Genomic DNA, 15988 nt, shown 5'->3' with positions numbered 1-15988 from the left:
GGCGGGGCTTCCGGTGCTATAATCGCGATCCTTTGAGGACAGGCTCGTCCACCACCCCGGCACCCGATTCCGGCGGCCCGCCGCCCTCCCCCCGGGCCAGCGCCCGCATGATGGCATGCGAACTTCTTCGCGCTCTTCGCTAGTTAAAGATTTATGCAGAAAAAAGTATTCATCAAAACCTTCGGCTGCCAGATGAACGAGTATGACTCGGACAAGATGGCCGACGTGCTCAACCTGGCCGAAGGCCTGGTCAAGACCGATCGCCCTGAAGAGGCTGACGTGATCCTCCTGAACACCTGCTCGATTCGCGAGAAGGCCCAGGAAAAGGTGTTTTCCGACCTCGGCCGGCTGCGTTCGCTGAAGAAGAACAATCCCGATCTGCTCATCGGCGTGGGCGGCTGCGTGGCCTCCCAGGAGGGCGATGCCATCATCAAGCGCGCGCCTTTCGTGGACATGGTGTTCGGCCCGCAGACCCTGCACCGCCTGCCGCAGATGATTACCGAGCGCCGCTACAGCGGCCGCCCGCAGGTCGACATCAGCTTCCCCGAGATCGAGAAGTTCGACCACCTGCCGCCGGCCCGCGTGGAGGGCGCCAGCGCCTATGTCTCCATCATGGAAGGCTGCAGCAAGTATTGCAGTTATTGCGTGGTGCCCTATACCCGCGGCGAGGAAGTCTCGCGCCGCTTCGAGGACGTGCTGACCGAAGTGGCCGGACTGGCCGACCAGGGCGTGAAAGAAATCATGCTGCTGGGCCAGAACGTCAATGCCTATCGCGGCACGATGGAAGATGGCGAGATCGCCGACTTCGCGCTGTTGATCGAATACATCGCCGAGCTGCCCGGCATCGAGCGCATCCGCTTCGTGACCAGCCATCCCAAGGAATTCTCGCAGCGCCTCATCGACACCTACGCCAAGGTGCCCAAGCTGTGCAATCACCTCTACCTGCCGGCCCAGCATGGCTCGGACCGCACGCTGGCGGCCATGAAGCGCGGCTATACGGCGCTGGAATACAAGTCGGTGATCCGCCGCATGCGCAAGGTGCGCCCCGATATCACGGTGCAGTCGGACTTCATCGTCGGCTTCCCCGGTGAGACCGAGGAAGATTTCCAGGCCCTGCTCAAGCTGGTGGAGGATGTAGGCTTTGACAACAGCTTCTCCTTCATCTTCAGCGCCCGCCCCGGCACGCCGGCGGCCAACCTGGCCGACGACACCCCGCCCGAGGTCAAGCTGCAGCGACTGCAGCGTTTGCAGGCCGCCATCAACGACAATGCCGCCAGGATCAGCGCGGCCATGGTCGGCAGCGTGCAACGCATCCTGGTCGAAGGCGTCTCCAAGCGCCGCGAGCACGAACTGCAGGGCCGCACCGAGAACAACCGCGTGGTCAACTTCGACGGCGGCCCCCAGGGCCAGCGCCTCATCGGCCAGTTCGTCGAGGTGACTGTCCGTGAAGCCTTCCCCTTCTCGCTGCGTGGCGAGATCGTGACCCAGCACTGATACCGAATACCGAACCCTGAACCCGGAATCCCGCATTGAAAAAGATCCCCAACCAGCCTCACCACTTCACGCCCCAGCCGCTGGACAACAGGCGCCTGGCCAACCTGTGCGGCCCGCTCGATGAAAACCTGCGCCAGATCTCGGCGGCGCTGGACGTGACCATCTTCCGCCGGGGCGACCGCTTCGTGGTCACCGGCACCAATGCCGAGCGTGCGGTGGAAGTGCTGGAGCGCTTCTATACCACGGCCGACCGCGCCATCGCCGTGGACGATATCCAGCTGGCCCTGGTCGAGCAGCGCGCCAATGCCGCCGCCGACGAAGAAGCCGGCCTGCCGCCCTTGCCGGCGCGCCGTGGCAAGGCGACTTCGGCTGCGGCCGCCGCGGCAGCTGCGGCCGCCATCATCGACACCCGGGAGAGCCAGGATGCCCTGCCGCCCGACAGCCCGGTACTGAAGACGCGCAAGCATGACCTGCGCGGCCGCACACCGCACCAGAGCCAGTACCTCAACGCCATCCTGGAACACGACATCACCTTTGGCGTCGGCCCGGCCGGTACCGGCAAGACCTACCTGGCAGTGGCCTGCGCGGTCGATGCGCTGGAACGCGACGCCGTACAGCGCATCGTGCTCACGCGCCCTGCCGTGGAAGCCGGCGAACGCCTGGGCTTCCTGCCGGGCGACCTGGCACAGAAGGTCGATCCCTACCTGCGCCCGCTGTATGACGCCCTGTACGACCTGCTGGGCTTCGACCGCACCCAGAAGCTCTTCGAAAAGCAGGCCATCGAGATTGCACCGCTGGCCTACATGCGTGGCCGCACGCTGAACCACGCCTTCATCATCCTCGACGAGGCGCAGAACACCACGCCGGAACAGATGAAGATGTTCCTCACCCGCATCGGCTTCGGCAGCAAGGCCGTCATCACCGGCGACGTCACCCAGGTCGACCTGCACCATGGCCAGAAGAGCGGCCTGGTCGACGCCATCTCGGTGCTGCACGATGTGCGCGGCATCGCCTTCTCGCGCTTTACCAGCGCCGACGTGGTCCGTCACCCGCTGGTGGCGCGCATCGTCGATGCCTATGACGCCGCCGGCAACCACAAACCCGATACCGCGCGCGCCACCGCCCGCGCAGCCACCAATCTCCTGACCAAATCCGCCAAGCCACGTCATGCCAAAGCCTAAGCTCACCCTGTCGGTGCAATACGCCGACGACCGCCTCAAAGAAGCCATCACCCGCCCCCTGCTGCGCCGCTGGGTACAGGCAGCGCTGTTCGCGCCGGCTGAACTGACCCTGCGTTTCGTGGGCAGTGAAGAGGGCCGCGACCTCAATCGCGACTATCGCGGCAAGGACTACGCCACCAACGTGCTGACCTTCGCCTATACCGAGGACGAGGACAGCGAAGTCACCCAGGCCGACATCATCTTCTGCACCGACGTGCTGGAAAAGGAAGCCGCCGAGCAGAAGAAGAGCGTGGAAGAGCACACCGCCCACCTGGTCGTGCATGGCGTGCTGCATGCCCAGGGCTACGATCACGAGGACGACGAGGAAGCCACCGAGATGGAATCCCTGGAAACCGAGATCCTGGCCGAGTTGGGTTACGACAATCCTTACGCGGCCCGCTGAGACCGTCTCTCTGCATCGCGATGCGAACCGGCCTGCGCCAGCAGCGCCGGTTTTTTTTCGCCTGCCGCCATGCTGCCGCAAAGAAAAATTGCCACTCTGTTCATCGTCCTCGCCGGTGCCGTCTGGCAAGAAACTGGCAACAGTGTTTCAAGACAATATTTCCTCATCGAAAATCACGTGATCTTGTTAATTATTTATGTTCAAGATCAGGAATCGCCCTATGGAAATCGCGCTTTGTATGGACAACAATGAATCCATTACAAAGCAGTCCAATTCCAAACAGGGAGAGTCTCATGAACAACTTGAAGATCGGCCATCGTCTTGGCCTCGGCTTTGCCGCAGTACTGGTCTTGTTGGTAGCGGTGGCTGGATTCGGACTGCAACAGGTGGCACGTCTCAATGAACGGGTGGTTTATCTGACCAGCGTGGACGAAGGCAAGCTGGCCGCGCTCTCGAAAGTACAATTTGCCATTGGCCTGCGCGCCATTGCCGCACGCAACCTGGCGCTGGTGCAGGATCCCGCCGGCCAGAAGGGTGACCTCGACCTGGTGGGCAGCGCGCAAAAGGATATCGATTCCGGCATGGCCCGTCTGGCCGAGCTGATGAAGGATCCGGCCACCCCGGCACAGGAAGTGGAGATGCTGGAGCAGTTGCGCAAGCTCGAGGCCGAGTACCTGCCGGTGGCCGTGGATATCGTCAAGAAGGCCACCTCGCAACAGAATGAAGCCGCACGGGCCTCGCTGGTCAAGGATTGCATGCCCATCCTGAACCGCGTCATCGCCCACATCGCACAATTCAACGCCGTCCTGAGCGCCAGTTCGCAAGCCAATGTGGCCGATGCCGAAGCCGCCTACCAGCTCTCCAAGTGGACCATGCTGGTGGCCAGCATCGCCGCCCTGGTACTGGGTTCGTTCATTGCCTGGCTGCTGACCCGCTCGATCTCCCGTCCGCTGGAACAGGCCGTGACCGTGGCACAGCGTGTCCAGGCCGGTGATCTGGGCAGCCATATCGAAGTCAGGGGCCGCGATGAACTCGGCCAGCTGATGACCGCACTCAAGGGCATGAACGACAGCCTGGTCAACATCGTCGGCGAAGTGCGCCAGGGTACCGACACCATCGCCGTGGCCTCCGATGAAATCAAGCGCGGCAATATGGACCTGTCACACCGTACCGAACAACAGGCAGGCTCCCTGCAGGAAACCGCCTCGGCAATGGAACAGCTGACCTCGGCCGTGAAGCAGAACTCCGAAAACGCCAGCCAGGCCAACCGCCTGGCCGACCAGGCCGCGCAAGTGGCCGCCCGTGGCGGTGCTGCGGTGGGCCGCGTGGTCGATACCATGCAGGCCATCAGCGACTCCTCCCGCAAGATCGTGGACATCATCAGTGTCATCGACGGCATCGCCTTCCAGACCAACATCCTGGCCCTGAATGCAGCCGTGGAAGCGGCGCGTGCCGGTGAGCAGGGACGTGGTTTCGCCGTGGTCGCCTCGGAAGTGCGTACCCTGGCGCAACGTTCTGCCACCGCCGCCAAGGAAATCGCCAGCCTCATCAATGAGTCGGTCACCAAGGTCGGCATGGGCGAGAAGCAGGTCAGCGAAGCCGGGTCCACCATGCACGAGGTGGTGGAAAGCATCCAGAGCGTGACCCACATCATGCATGACATCAGCACCGCCAGCACCGAACAGACCATGGGCATCGAGCAGATCAACAGCGCCATCGCCCTCATCGACGAAACCACCCAGCAGAACGCCGCCCTGGTCGAGCAGGCCGCTGCCGCCGCCGCGTCGATGCAACAACAGACCGTGGCACTGACTGATTTGGTGAGCGTATTCAAGCTGTCGCCGGCACAAGCCGCGCCGCAAGCCAGCCGCACGATGGTGCCGGCGGTGGCCGCGGACAGTGGCATGCGCATGGAAGCCCTGGCCTACGCCTGACCAGGAGCACCTGCAACGGGCCATACAGGATCAAGCATCGTCACAGAGTAGTTGCAGTGGGTAGTAGCAGCACGTTGTGAAAGTAGTCGTATCGATTTGTAGTTGTTTGACATCCCTGAGGAAGTTCTTGCCGGCATCCCTGATGCCGGCTTTTTTTTGTTTCATCGCGGATTTCCTGCCGGAAAATGCGACGTCAATTGACCTGGAGGGGTGTCGCGTACAGGCTGCCTTTAGTGGACTTGTCACATAATTGTTGTATCCTATGGCTCTTCGAAACTACGTCGGGCTCGCGCCTAACGCCATGCAAGATCACCCTAGTAGCGTCAAATCTGACGCTAAACCCCATCGTTCTTTGTTCGAACGACTCACCGCACTGATTTCCCCCGAGCCCGAGAACCGGGCAGAACTGCTCGAAGTGTTGCACGACGCACACGAGCGCAATCTCATCGATGCCGATGCGCTGTCGATGATCGAAGGCGTGTTCCAGGTCTCCGACCTGGCCGCGCGCGACATCATGGTGCCGCGCTCGCAGATGGATACCATCGATATCTCCAAGCCCATCGAGACCTGGATGCCGGACGTGCTGTCGACCTCGCACTCGCGCTTCCCGGCCGTGGATGGCGAACGCGACAAGGTGGTCGGCATCCTGCTGGCCAAGGACCTGCTGCGCTATTACGCCGAGGAATCCTTCGACGTGCGCGACATGCTGCGCCCGGCCATCTTCATTCCCGAATCCAAGCGCCTCAACGTACTGCTGCGCGACTTCCGCGCCAACCGCAACCACATGGCCATCGTGGTCGATGAATACGGCGGCGTGGCCGGCCTGATCACCATCGAGGATGTGCTGGAACAGATCGTCGGCGATATCGAGGACGAATACGATTTCGATGAAGCCGAAGACAATGTGCTGGCTCTCAAGGACGGTCCCAACGGCGCGCGCTGGCGCGTCAAGGCCCTGACCGAGATCGAGCAGTTCAATACCGAAGTCGGCAGCCGTTTCTCCGACGAGGATGCCGACACCATCGGCGGACTGGTCGCCAACCATGTGGGCCGCGTGCCGCGCAAGGGTGACGAATTCGATATCGATGGCCTGCATTTCGAAGTGCTGCGCGCCGATGCGCGCCAGGTCCATGTCCTGCTGGTGTCCAAGCTGCCGCCGCTGCCGCTGGACGACCAGTGATGTTCTTCCTCGCCGTACCTGCCTAGCGTGAACTCCCCTGCCCCACACGATCTGCCCGGACTGCGCGGGGACACTGCCGCGCGCGGTCGCCTCGGCGCGCTGACCAGCCTGCTGCTGCCGGCCGCCGTCGGCGCCCTCAATGTGTTCGCCTTCGCGCCCTTCAAGCTGTGGCCCTTGCAGGTCCTGGCACTGGCCTGGCTGTTCCATGGCGTGATCGCCTCGCCGGCCGAGCAGCGGCACGGCGTGCGCGGCCATTTCCTGCGCGGCTGGCTGTACGGCTTCGGCTGGGCGGCGGCAGGCGTGCACTGGCTCTACATCAGCATGCACGACTATGGCGGCATGCCGGCCTGGATGGCGGCGCTGGCGGTGGCCTTGCTGGCCCTCTATCTGGGCCTCTATGCGGGCGCCGCCACGGCGCTGGCGGGCTGGCTGCGTGATCGCTGGTCCTCGCAGCCACTGGTGCTGGCGCTGTGCATGCTGCCGGCGCTGTGGGCCTTGTCGGAGTGGGCGCGTGGCTGGGTCTTTACCGGCTTCCCCTGGCTGGTATCGGGCTATGCCCATACGGTCGGCCCCCTGGCCGGCTTCGCCGCCGTCGGCGGGGTCTATGGCGTGGGCTGGATCGCCGCGCTGGCCGCCGGCGCCCTGGCACTGCTGTGGATGAGCCTGCGCCGCAAGGGCGTGGCCGGCACCGGACAACGCATCATCCTGCCGCTGTGCATGGTGGCGCTGCTGTGCGCCGCCGGCGTGGTGTTGCGCCAAGTGAAGTGGACCGCGCCGCAAGGCCAGCCGATCACGGTGCGCCTGCTGCAAGGCAATATCCCGCAGGAAATGAAATTCTCCAACGATGCCCTGGTCTCCACGCTCACCCTGTACGAGCAGATGATCAGCGCCGCGCCGGCCGACCTGATCGCCACGCCCGAGACCGCCATCCCCCTGCTGCCGCAGCAACTGCCACCGGCCTACCTGGCGCGCATCGCCCGCTTCGTGCAGACCAGCCACAGCCATCTCGCGCTGGGCATCCCGCTCTCCGACGGCCCGCAGGTCTATGCCAACTCGGTGCTGGGCTTCGGCCCCGGCGTCGGTTCGGAACTGTTGCCCTATCGCTATGACAAGCACCATCTGGTGCCCTTCGGCGAATTCATCCCGCCCGGTTTCCGCTGGTTCGTGGACATGATGCACATCCCGCTGGGCGACATGAGCCGCGGCGCGCCGGTGCAATCCCCCTTCGGCGTCAAGGACCAGTGGGTGCTGCCCAACATCTGCTACGAAGACCTGTTCGGCGAAGAGATCGCCGGCCAGTTGCGTGATGCGTATCGCGCCGCCCAGCCCGAGGCCAGCGTGCTGCTGAACCTCTCCAATATCGCCTGGTTCGGCAATTCCATCGCCCTCCCCCAGCATCTGCAGATCTCGCAGATGCGTGCGCTGGAAACCGGCCGGCCGATGTTGCGCGCCACCAATACCGGTACCACCGCCGTGATCCTGCCGAGTGGCCAGACCAGCGAATTGCCGCCCTATACCCGTGGCACCCTGGCCGCGCAGGTGCAGGGCTATGGCGGCCAGACGCCCTACATTCTGCTGGGCAACAAGCTGGTGGTCGGCCTGGCCATCCTGATGCTGCTGCTGGCCTGGGGCCGCAACAAGGCCGCCCGCATCCGCCACTGAGGCGACTCTGCGCCACACCAGCCTCCCGGTGTGGCGCCGGCCCGGCCAAAACCGGGTCAAACACCCCAAAAGACGCTAAAATCCAAGGTTTTCGCAATTGCTCCGCCGGTTCACCAGGCAACCACACACGATGCTGACATTTCAACAAATCATCCTCAAGTTGCAAGAATATTGGGACGCCCAAGGCTGCGCACTGCTGCAGCCCTACGACATGGAAGTCGGCGCGGGTACCTCGCACACCGCGACCTTCCTGCGCGCGATCGGCCCGGAGCCGTGGCGCGCCGCCTATGTCCAGCCCTCGCGTCGTCCCAAGGATGGCCGTTACGGCGAGAACCCCAACCGCATGCAGCACTACTACCAGTACCAGGTGGTGTTGAAGCCGGCGCCGGAAAACATCCTGGACCTGTACCTGGGCTCGTTGCAGGCGCTGGGCCTGGACCTGCAGCAGAACGATGTGCGCTTCGTCGAGGATGACTGGGAAAACCCCACCCTGGGCGCCTGGGGCCTGGGCTGGGAAGTGTGGTTGAACGGCATGGAAGTGACCCAGTTCACCTACTTCCAGCAGGTCGGCGGCCTGGATTGCAAGCCGGTGCTGGGCGAAATCACCTACGGTATCGAACGCCTGGCGATGTACCTGCAGGGTGTGGAAAACGTCTACGACCTGGTCTGGACCGAATGGACCGAGAACGGCGAGACCAAGCGCCTGACCTACGGCGACGTGTTCCACCAGAACGAGGTGGAACAATCGACCTTCAACTTCGAGTATTCGAACACCGAGTTCCTCTTCTCGCTGTTTTCCAACTACGAAGCCGAAGCCAAGCGTCTCATGGAAGTGCCGCTGGCGCTGCCGGCCTACGAGCAGGTGCTCAAGGCGGCCCACACCTTCAACATGCTCGACGCCCGTGGCGCCATCTCGGTCACCGAGCGCGCAGCCTACATCGGTCGCATCCGCAATCTCTCGCGTGCCGTGGCGCAAGCGTATTACAAATCTCGAGCTGAATTAGGCTTCCCTATGTGGGAGCTAAATGAAGCGAATTCCCAAATTTTGTTACAGCAGTACGGAGACGAATACATGGCAACTGTAGCTCGCCGTGCAGGAGGCGAACTAGCATGATCGACAGCATTCTGATTGAAATTCTGACCGAAGAACTGCCTCCCAAGGCGCTGGCCAAGCTGGGTGATGCCTTTGCCAACGGCATTTTCAATGGCCTGCAAAGCCGCGGCTATCTCGAATCCGATTCCGCCGCCACCGCCTATGCGACCCCGCGTCGCCTGGCCGTGTCCATCACCGGCGTACGTGCCGCCTCGCCCGACAAGTCCATCCGTGAAAAGGTGCTGCCGGTAACCGTCGCCCTGGATGCCGAAGGCCGTCCGTCGGCACCGCTGGTCAAGAAGCTGGCCGCGCTGGCCGCCTCCACCGGCGCCACCGTGATCACGCCCGACCAGCTCGAACGCGCCCAGGATGGCAAGGCCGAGAGCTTCTTCTACACCTATACCGCCAAGGGTTCGGCCCTGGCCGTGGGCCTGCAGGCGGCGCTCGACGAGAGCCTGTCCAAGCTGCCCATCCCCAAGGTGATGAGCTACCAGCGCCAGTTCGGCCGCGCCGCCGGCGAGACCGTGCACTTCGTGCGTCCCGCCCACTACCTGGTGGCGCTGCTGGGCCAGGATGTGGTGCCGGTCAACACGCTGGGCCTGGATGCCGGTCGTACCACGCTGGGCCACCGCTTCCTGTCCTCCGGCGCGCTGCAGATCACCGCGCCCGACGCCTACGTCGAGACCCTGGCCGCACAAGGCAAGGTCATCGCCAGCTTCACCGAGCGCCGCGAGAAGATCCGCACCGCCCTGCTGGCCAAGGCCGGCGCCGACCAGGTGCTGATGCCCGACTCGCTGCTGGACGAAGTGACCGCCCTGGTCGAATGGCCGGTGGTCTACGAATGCAAGTTCGAGGATGAATTCCTGGCCGTGCCGCAGGAATGCCTGATCCTGACCATGCAGACCAACCAGAAGTATTTCGCCCTGACCGACGCCAACGGCAAGTTGCGTTCGCGCTTCCTGATCGTCTCCAACCTGGAGACCGCCCAGCCCGAGCACATCATCGGCGGCAACGAGCGCGTGGTGCGTCCGCGCCTGTCGGATGCCAAGTTCTTCTTCGAGCAGGACAAGAAGAAAACCCTGGCCGATCGCGTGCCCCTGCTGGCCAACGTGGTCTACCACAACAAGCTGGGCAACCAGCTGCAGCGCACCGAGCGCGTGCAAGCCCTGGCCGGCAAGATCGCGGGCCTGCTGGGTGGCGACGTGGCACTGGCCCAACGTGGCGCACTGCTGGCCAAGGCCGACCTGCTCACCGACATGGTGGGCGAGTTCCCCGAGCTGCAAGGCATCATGGGGACCTACTACGCGCGTCATGACGGCGAAGCCGACGACGTCGCGCTGGCCGCCTCCGAACACTACCAGCCGCGCTTTGCCGGCGATGCCCTGCCCGCCACCGCCACCGGCACCGCCGTGGCCCTGGCCGACAAGCTGGAAACCCTGGTCGGCATCTGGGGCATCGGCCTGCAACCGACCGGTGACAAGGATCCGTTCGCCCTGCGTCGCCACGCCCTGGGCGTGCTGCGCATGCTGGTCGAGAAGCGCCTGCCGCTGTCGCTGAACGCGCTGCTTGACGCCGCCGTGGGGCTGTTCGCCGGCAACGCCAACTTCAAGGATCCGCGCGCCGACGTGCAGGCCTTCATCTACGACCGCCTGCGCGGCCTGCTGCGCGAGCGCGGCTTTGCCCAGAACGAAGTGGAAGCCGTGGTGGCGCAACAGCCCGACGTGCTGGACAACGTGGTGGAACGCCTGCAAGCCGTGCAAGCCTTCGCCGCCCTGCCCGAAGCCGAAGCCCTGGCAGCGGCCAACAAGCGCATCACCAACATCCTCAAGAAGATCGAAGGCGTGGCCATCGATGGCCACGGTGCGGTGCAGGCAGGCTTGCTCAAGGAAGCCGCCGAGCAAGGCCTGTTCGGTGCCATGCAAACCACCCGTCCGCAGGTGCAGGCCGCCTATGCGCAAGGCGACTTCGCCGGCGCGTTGAAGGCGCTGGCGCAGTTGCGCCAGAACGTCGATGCCTTCTTCAACGACGTGATGGTCAACGCCGAGGACGAGCAGTTGCGCAAGAACCGTCAGGCCCTGCTGGCCGAGCTGCATGGCATGCTCAACCAGGTGGCTGACATTTCCAAGCTGGCCGCCTGAGAAGGCAGCCGTCGCTGTCGTGACGGCGATGGCAACCGCAATACCGCTCCGCCGCGCATGGGCCAGTCCCTGCGCGGCGGTGTTCATGAAGGGAAGCAAAAGGCATGAAACTGATCATTCTCGATCGCGACGGCGTCATCAATCATGATTCCGACGCCTTCATCAAGTCGCCCGACGAGTGGATCCCGATCAAGGGTTCGCTGGAAGCGATTGCGCGCCTGAATCAGGCCGGCTATCGCGTGGTGGTGGCGACCAACCAGTCGGGCGTGGCGCGTGGCCTGTTCGACATCCAGACCCTCAACGCCATCCACCAGAAGATGCACAGCGCGGCCCAGCAGGTCGGTGCCGATATCGATGCAGTGTTCTTCTGCCCGCACTCGGCCGACGACAATTGCGACTGCCGCAAGCCCAAGCCGGGCATGTTCCACGAGATCGCCAAGCGCTTCAACATCAGCCTGCGCGGCGGCGTGGCCACCGTGGGCGATTCGCTGCGCGACCTGCAGGCCGGATATGTCGCCGGTTGCGCCCCCTACCTGGTACTGACCGGCAAGGGCGAGAAGACCCAGGCCAAGGGCGGCCTGCCGCCGGGCACGCTGGTCTACCCGGATTTATCGGCGGTTGTTGATTTCATCCTGAAGTCGCCCGTCGGCGTTTCGGTATAGTGGTGCCGGCCCGGATGGTCCGGGCCGCCCTCATCCCGCCCTCATCCAACTCATAGACATGCTACGGCATGGGAGATAGAACTTTGCGCCTCATCCTGATCCTGCGTTCGGTGGTCTTCATGGTCCTCATGGCCGTGGCCACCGTCATCTGGTCCTTCGCCTGCCTGTTGTCGGCGCCCTTCCCTTACGCCCAGCGCTACTGGTGGACCTCGCGCTGGAACGTCTTCGTGATCTGGACGGCCCGCGTGATCTGCGGCATCCGCTACGAGATCCGCGGCGCCGAAAACTTCCCCGATGCCCCGGCGATCCTGCTCTCCAAGCACCAGTCGGCCTGGGAAACCATCTTCTACGTCATCAACACGCCGCGTCCGCTGGTGTTCGTGTTCAAGAAGGAACTGACCTACATCCCCTTCTTCGGCTGGGGCATCGGTCTCTTGCGCATGATCCCGATCGACCGCAAGAAGGGCCGCGATGCCTTCTCGCAGGTGCTGGAGCACGGCCGTCGCCGCCTGCGCGATGGCCAGTGGATCATGATGTTCCCGGAAGGCACACGTACCGCAGTCGGCTCCCAGGGCAAGTACAAGGCCGGTGGCTCGCGCCTGGCCGTGGAAACCAGCACCCTGGTGGTGCCCGTTGCCATGAACTCAGGCGAATGCTGGCCCAAGGGCAGCTTCGTGAAGAAGCCTGGTCTCATCACCGTCTCCATCGGCAAGCCGATCTCCCCGGAAGGCCTCACTGCGCAGGAGTTGAACGAGCGCGTCGAAAATTGGATAGAATCCGAGATGCGCGTGATTTCGCCGGACGTCTATAAAAACAGCGCGCCCCGGCCGGCCGCTCCAGCCGCTGCTTCCAGCGATGCTGCAGGGTCTTGATCCTTAGCCAACTGCAACACAGGACGCCGCGACTGCCTTGATACTGCTCCGCAAACCCAAGACCAATCCCGACCAGCTCTCGCTGCAACTGGACTTGTTTGCAGCGTCCGAACCTGCGCCCGCAGCTGCGCCGCCGCGCGACCCGGGCCCCGCCCTGCCATCGCCGACGGTGCAACCGCCCCTGATCGTCACACCCAACCCGGTAGTGCATGCCGCCCCGCTGCCCACGCCCCTGATCCCGGAACCACCGGCGCCGGCCAAGCCGCTGCTGGCCCCGCCCAGCGGCCGTCCGGCCGATGGCAAGCGGCGCATCCAGCTGGGCGAGCACATCATCGATTTCGCCCTGTTGCGTTCCAAGCGCCGTACCATCGGTTTCCTGGTCAGCGACGAAGGCTTGCGCGTGACTGCGCCCAAATGGGTCACGCTGGCCGAGATCGACAATGCCATCCGCGAGAAGCAGCGCTGGATCCTCACCAAGCTCAACGAGCGCCGCGAGCGTTCGGCGCGTCGCCTGCAGCCACAGATGCAATGGCGCGACGGCGCCACCCTGCCCTATCTGGGCAGCGACATCACACTGCGCATCCGCACCGGCCAGCGCCTGGCGGTCTACCTCGACGAAGTCACGCGCGAACTGAACGTGAGCCTGCCCGCCGATGCCGGCGAGCAGCAGCTGAAAGACCGCGTGCAAGGCTGGATACAGGCACGCGCCGAGGAGCTGTTCGGCAAGCGCCTGATGATCTACGCCGACAAGCTGGGCGTGCGTTATCGCTCCTTCGCCCTGTCCTCGGCCACCACGCAATGGGGTTCCTGCACTTCGGACGCGCGCATCCGCCTGAACTGGCGGCTGATGCATTTCGCCCTGCCACTGATCGACTACGTCATTGCGCACGAACTGGCGCACCTGCGCGAGATGAACCACAGCCCACGCTTCTGGGCCACGGTGCAATCGATCTTCCCCGAATTCGAATCGGCCAAGAAGGCCCTGCGCGACAGCGCGCCGGAGACCATGCCGATCTTCTGATCGGCCCGATCTCCGTCTTCCTCCACGACGTCAGAAGCTCACGTTGACACCGACGTCGAGCGAGCGACCATATCCCGGCAAGGCCTGCAAGGCGCCCGAGCGGCTAGCGGCCAGGCCGGAGAGATAGACCCCGCCCAGCGGATCGGCATAGTTGCGATTGAACAGGTTGGACACACCCGCCGAGACCGTGATGCTCCGGTTGAACTGGTAGCTGCTCTTGAGGTTGACCACCGTGTAACTGGCCGTGACCGGTTCGCGCCGGTTGGCATCGACCAGGGTCTTGCGCGCCACGTAGGCGAGTTCGGCGCGGTTGATCCAGGCCCCCAGTTTCTGCTCCAGCGCCGCCAGGACATTGAAGGGCATCATGTGGTAGAGGTTACCGCCGTCGCTACGCTTGCCGCGCGTGATGCCGGCCTTGCCGGTGAAGGCGATCTCGCCCATACCCTCCGAACGCAGCAGCGGCCACTTCCATGAGGCGTTGATACCGTAGAGACGGGCATCGTGGTTGGCGAACTGCAGCAGGTTGCCAGGTGCGGCGGCCACGCCGTAGGTATTGAAACTGCCGACGACATCAGCATCGATGTAGTTCTGGACATAACTGAAATAGGGCGTCAGCCTGACGAACCAGTGAGGCACACCACCCTCGCCCCCCTCTTTGTCGGCGCTATGCCAGTCGACCGTGCCGGAGAGGGTATTGGCGATCTCGGGCTTGAGATCGAGATTGCCGACATAGCCGCTGCCATCGCCGAACCAGTTGGTCATGCGCATGGCCATGCCGCCGCGTCCCCAGGTATAGCGTTCGTAGAGATTGGGCGAACGGGTCTTGCGGGCGTAGCCGAACTCGACGGTCTGGCCATCGTCGGGGGCGAAGCGTGCCAGTGCCGTCAGGTCGATGTTGTTGTCGGTGCGAGCATGGTCACGGGCATTGAAGGTATTGGCGGCATTCAGGTCGGGCAGGTTCATCATGTTGGTGCCATAGGACTGCACGTTGCCGGCATCGCTCTTGACCAGTTCATCGCGCACGCCCACCAGGGTGGTCCAGCGCGCATCCAGTTTCTGCTCCCACTCGGCGAAGAGCGCAATGCGGTCGCGCGTGCCATCGTTGATGTTCACGTAGGTACGCGGCCCCATCATCATCGAACCGCTCACCGGCGGCCAGTAGTCATTGAGGCGGAAGCTGTGATACTCCTGCCCCACGCGCAACACACCGGCGCCGTCCTGCCCCAGGTCGATGTCGGCCCGCAGGGTGTAGCCCATGTCGCGACCACGCGTGTCCATCGGCATCGTCCCCTTGCGCTCGCTGGAGAAGAATCCCATCTCATGCTCGGTACGCTGCCAGTACAACTTCGCATACAGCTTGCCCCAGTCATAACGGCGGTCGTAACCAAGATTGGCAAAGGTGGAGCGGTTGCTGGTCATGTCCATGTATTCGTTGGGGAAGCCCTGATAGGGAATGTATTGCTGGCCGACCTTCAGCACGACCTGCTGGCCGTCGCCGCGGGCGGCCATGGTGAGCGCGTGGTTGTTGCTCTCGTAGAGACTGGAGAGAACCTTGTCGCCATTGCCGGCGCTGTAGCTCTCTGCACGCGAGCGGCTACCCACATAAGCCACCGACAGGTTCTCGCTGGCGACGCTGGCATTGACCGAGGCCGAGACTTCCGAATTGACGCTGCGCGCCGATACCGAGAAGCCGCCCTTGCTGAACAATTTGCCGGGCTCATTGGAGAATTGCGGCACCGGCGAGGACAGTTCGATGGTGCCGCCGATGCTGTCGCCACCGATGCTCACCGGCGTGATGCCGGCGATCACGCGCGTGTAGCCCACCTGAGCGGGTGGCATATAGGACATGGGCGCGTTCATCTGGTTGCCGCAGGCGGCGGTGACTTCCATGCCGTCGAGCCGGATCTTGAGGCGGTCGGCGGCGAAGCCATTAAGTACCGGCAAGGCCGACACGCCACCACCGGCGGCCGTGGCATAACCGGGTTGATCAGTGAGCAGCAAGGCGCTGTCGCTGGTGCCACTGTTGGTCTCGACCGGCTTGTCGCTGCGCACGGTGATCGTGGGCAGGCGTTCATCGTCCTGGGTCTGTGCCTGCACGGGGCCGGACACGGTAAAGGCCAGCGCGATGGCGCAGGCGCAAGGTGTGAGTTGCATGGGATTCCCCTGTGGTTGTCGTTATCGGTTCCTGCGCGCCGGGGCGCGACAGGCGGGGCCGATTATCGGCAACTACAACGGGGCTTCCTTGCGACATATTGTCGCGGTGACGGCGACACACGCGTCGTCGGGTTGGAGAGAGGCCGTGGTGGCGG

General features: G+C 63.9%; 12 protein-coding genes. 11 read left to right on the top strand and 1 reads right to left on the bottom strand.

The annotated features are described in order from the left end of the window. Positions 1-153: 153 nt before the first annotated feature. From miaB to ACIPHN_RS07860, 11 genes are all read left to right on the top strand, one after another. Entirely contained in the window at positions 154-1494 is a 1341-nt protein-coding gene (miaB, locus tag ACIPHN_RS07910) for a tRNA (N6-isopentenyl adenosine(37)-C2)-methylthiotransferase MiaB (RefSeq protein WP_400434965.1), read from the top strand. Between the two features lie 35 nt (positions 1495-1529). Next, entirely contained in the window at positions 1530-2675 is a 1146-nt protein-coding gene (locus ACIPHN_RS07905; RefSeq protein WP_400434963.1) for a PhoH family protein, read from the top strand. Beyond that, on the top strand, positions 2662-3117 hold the full coding sequence (gene ybeY, locus ACIPHN_RS07900) for an rRNA maturation RNase YbeY (protein ID WP_400434961.1): 456 nt from the start codon (positions 2662-2664) through the stop codon (positions 3115-3117). The genes ACIPHN_RS07905 and ybeY overlap by 14 nt, the downstream gene beginning before the upstream one ends. A gap of 293 nt (positions 3118-3410) precedes the next feature. Beyond that, positions 3411-5051, top strand: a complete 1641-nt coding sequence (locus ACIPHN_RS07895) for a methyl-accepting chemotaxis protein (protein WP_400434959.1) — start codon at positions 3411-3413, stop codon at positions 5049-5051. A gap of 301 nt (positions 5052-5352) precedes the next feature. Next, a complete protein-coding gene (locus ACIPHN_RS07890) occupies positions 5353-6231 on the top strand; it encodes an HlyC/CorC family transporter (RefSeq protein ID WP_400434957.1) in 879 nt (292 codons plus the stop codon). 27 nt (positions 6232-6258) lie between these two features. Beyond that, entirely contained in the window at positions 6259-7893 is a 1635-nt protein-coding gene (lnt, locus tag ACIPHN_RS07885; RefSeq protein ID WP_400434955.1) for an apolipoprotein N-acyltransferase, read from the top strand. 130 nt (positions 7894-8023) lie between these two features. After that, positions 8024-9007, top strand: a complete 984-nt coding sequence (gene glyQ, locus ACIPHN_RS07880; protein ID WP_400434953.1) for a glycine--tRNA ligase subunit alpha — start codon at positions 8024-8026, stop codon at positions 9005-9007. After that, positions 9004-11124: a glycine--tRNA ligase subunit beta gene (gene glyS / locus ACIPHN_RS07875; RefSeq protein ID WP_400434951.1), complete on the top strand. Its 2121-nt coding sequence runs from the start codon at positions 9004-9006 to the stop codon at positions 11122-11124. The genes glyQ and glyS overlap by 4 nt, the downstream gene beginning before the upstream one ends. Positions 11125-11228: 104 nt before the next feature. After that, positions 11229-11786: a D-glycero-beta-D-manno-heptose 1,7-bisphosphate 7-phosphatase gene (gene gmhB / locus ACIPHN_RS07870; RefSeq protein WP_400434949.1), complete on the top strand. Its 558-nt coding sequence runs from the start codon at positions 11229-11231 to the stop codon at positions 11784-11786. Positions 11787-11854: 68 nt separating this feature from the next. Continuing rightward, entirely contained in the window at positions 11855-12658 is an 804-nt protein-coding gene (locus ACIPHN_RS07865; protein WP_400434947.1) for a lysophospholipid acyltransferase family protein, read from the top strand. A gap of 37 nt (positions 12659-12695) precedes the next feature. Next, positions 12696-13679, top strand: a complete 984-nt coding sequence (locus tag ACIPHN_RS07860) for a YgjP-like metallopeptidase domain-containing protein (protein WP_400434945.1) — start codon at positions 12696-12698, stop codon at positions 13677-13679. A gap of 30 nt (positions 13680-13709) precedes the next feature. On the opposite strand, the gene ACIPHN_RS07855 is transcribed toward ACIPHN_RS07860, so the two are convergent. Beyond that, positions 13710-15833, bottom strand: coding sequence for a TonB-dependent receptor (locus ACIPHN_RS07855; RefSeq protein WP_400434943.1), 2124 nt, complete (start codon positions 15831-15833; stop codon positions 13710-13712). Positions 15834-15988 lie beyond the last annotated feature (155 nt).

It is taken from the genome of Herbaspirillum sp. NPDC087042, assembly GCF_044745245.1.
Lineage (GTDB): Bacteria > Pseudomonadota > Gammaproteobacteria > Burkholderiales > Burkholderiaceae_D > Herbaspirillum.
Note: the sequence above shows the minus strand (reverse complement) of the source record. Positions and strands in the feature narration are given on the sequence as shown.

Excerpts from the sequence above, each read along its gene's own strand:
- miaB (WP_400434965.1), top strand. The coding sequence starts at position 154 with ATGCAGAAAAAAGTATTCATCAAAACCTTCGGCTGCCAGATGAACGAG.
- ybeY (WP_400434961.1), top strand. The coding sequence starts at position 2,662 with ATGCCAAAGCCTAAGCTCACCCTGTCGGTGCAATACGCCGACGACCGC.
- ACIPHN_RS07895 (WP_400434959.1), top strand. The coding sequence starts at position 3,411 with ATGAACAACTTGAAGATCGGCCATCGTCTTGGCCTCGGCTTTGCCGCA.
- ACIPHN_RS07890 (WP_400434957.1), top strand. The coding sequence starts at position 5,353 with ATGCAAGATCACCCTAGTAGCGTCAAATCTGACGCTAAACCCCATCGT.
- glyQ (WP_400434953.1), top strand. The coding sequence starts at position 8,024 with ATGCTGACATTTCAACAAATCATCCTCAAGTTGCAAGAATATTGGGAC.
- glyS (WP_400434951.1), top strand. The coding sequence starts at position 9,004 with ATGATCGACAGCATTCTGATTGAAATTCTGACCGAAGAACTGCCTCCC.
- gmhB (WP_400434949.1), top strand. The coding sequence starts at position 11,229 with ATGAAACTGATCATTCTCGATCGCGACGGCGTCATCAATCATGATTCC.
- ACIPHN_RS07865 (WP_400434947.1), top strand. The coding sequence starts at position 11,855 with ATGGGAGATAGAACTTTGCGCCTCATCCTGATCCTGCGTTCGGTGGTC.
- ACIPHN_RS07855 (WP_400434943.1), bottom strand. The coding sequence starts at position 15,833 with ATGCAACTCACACCTTGCGCCTGCGCCATCGCGCTGGCCTTTACCGTG.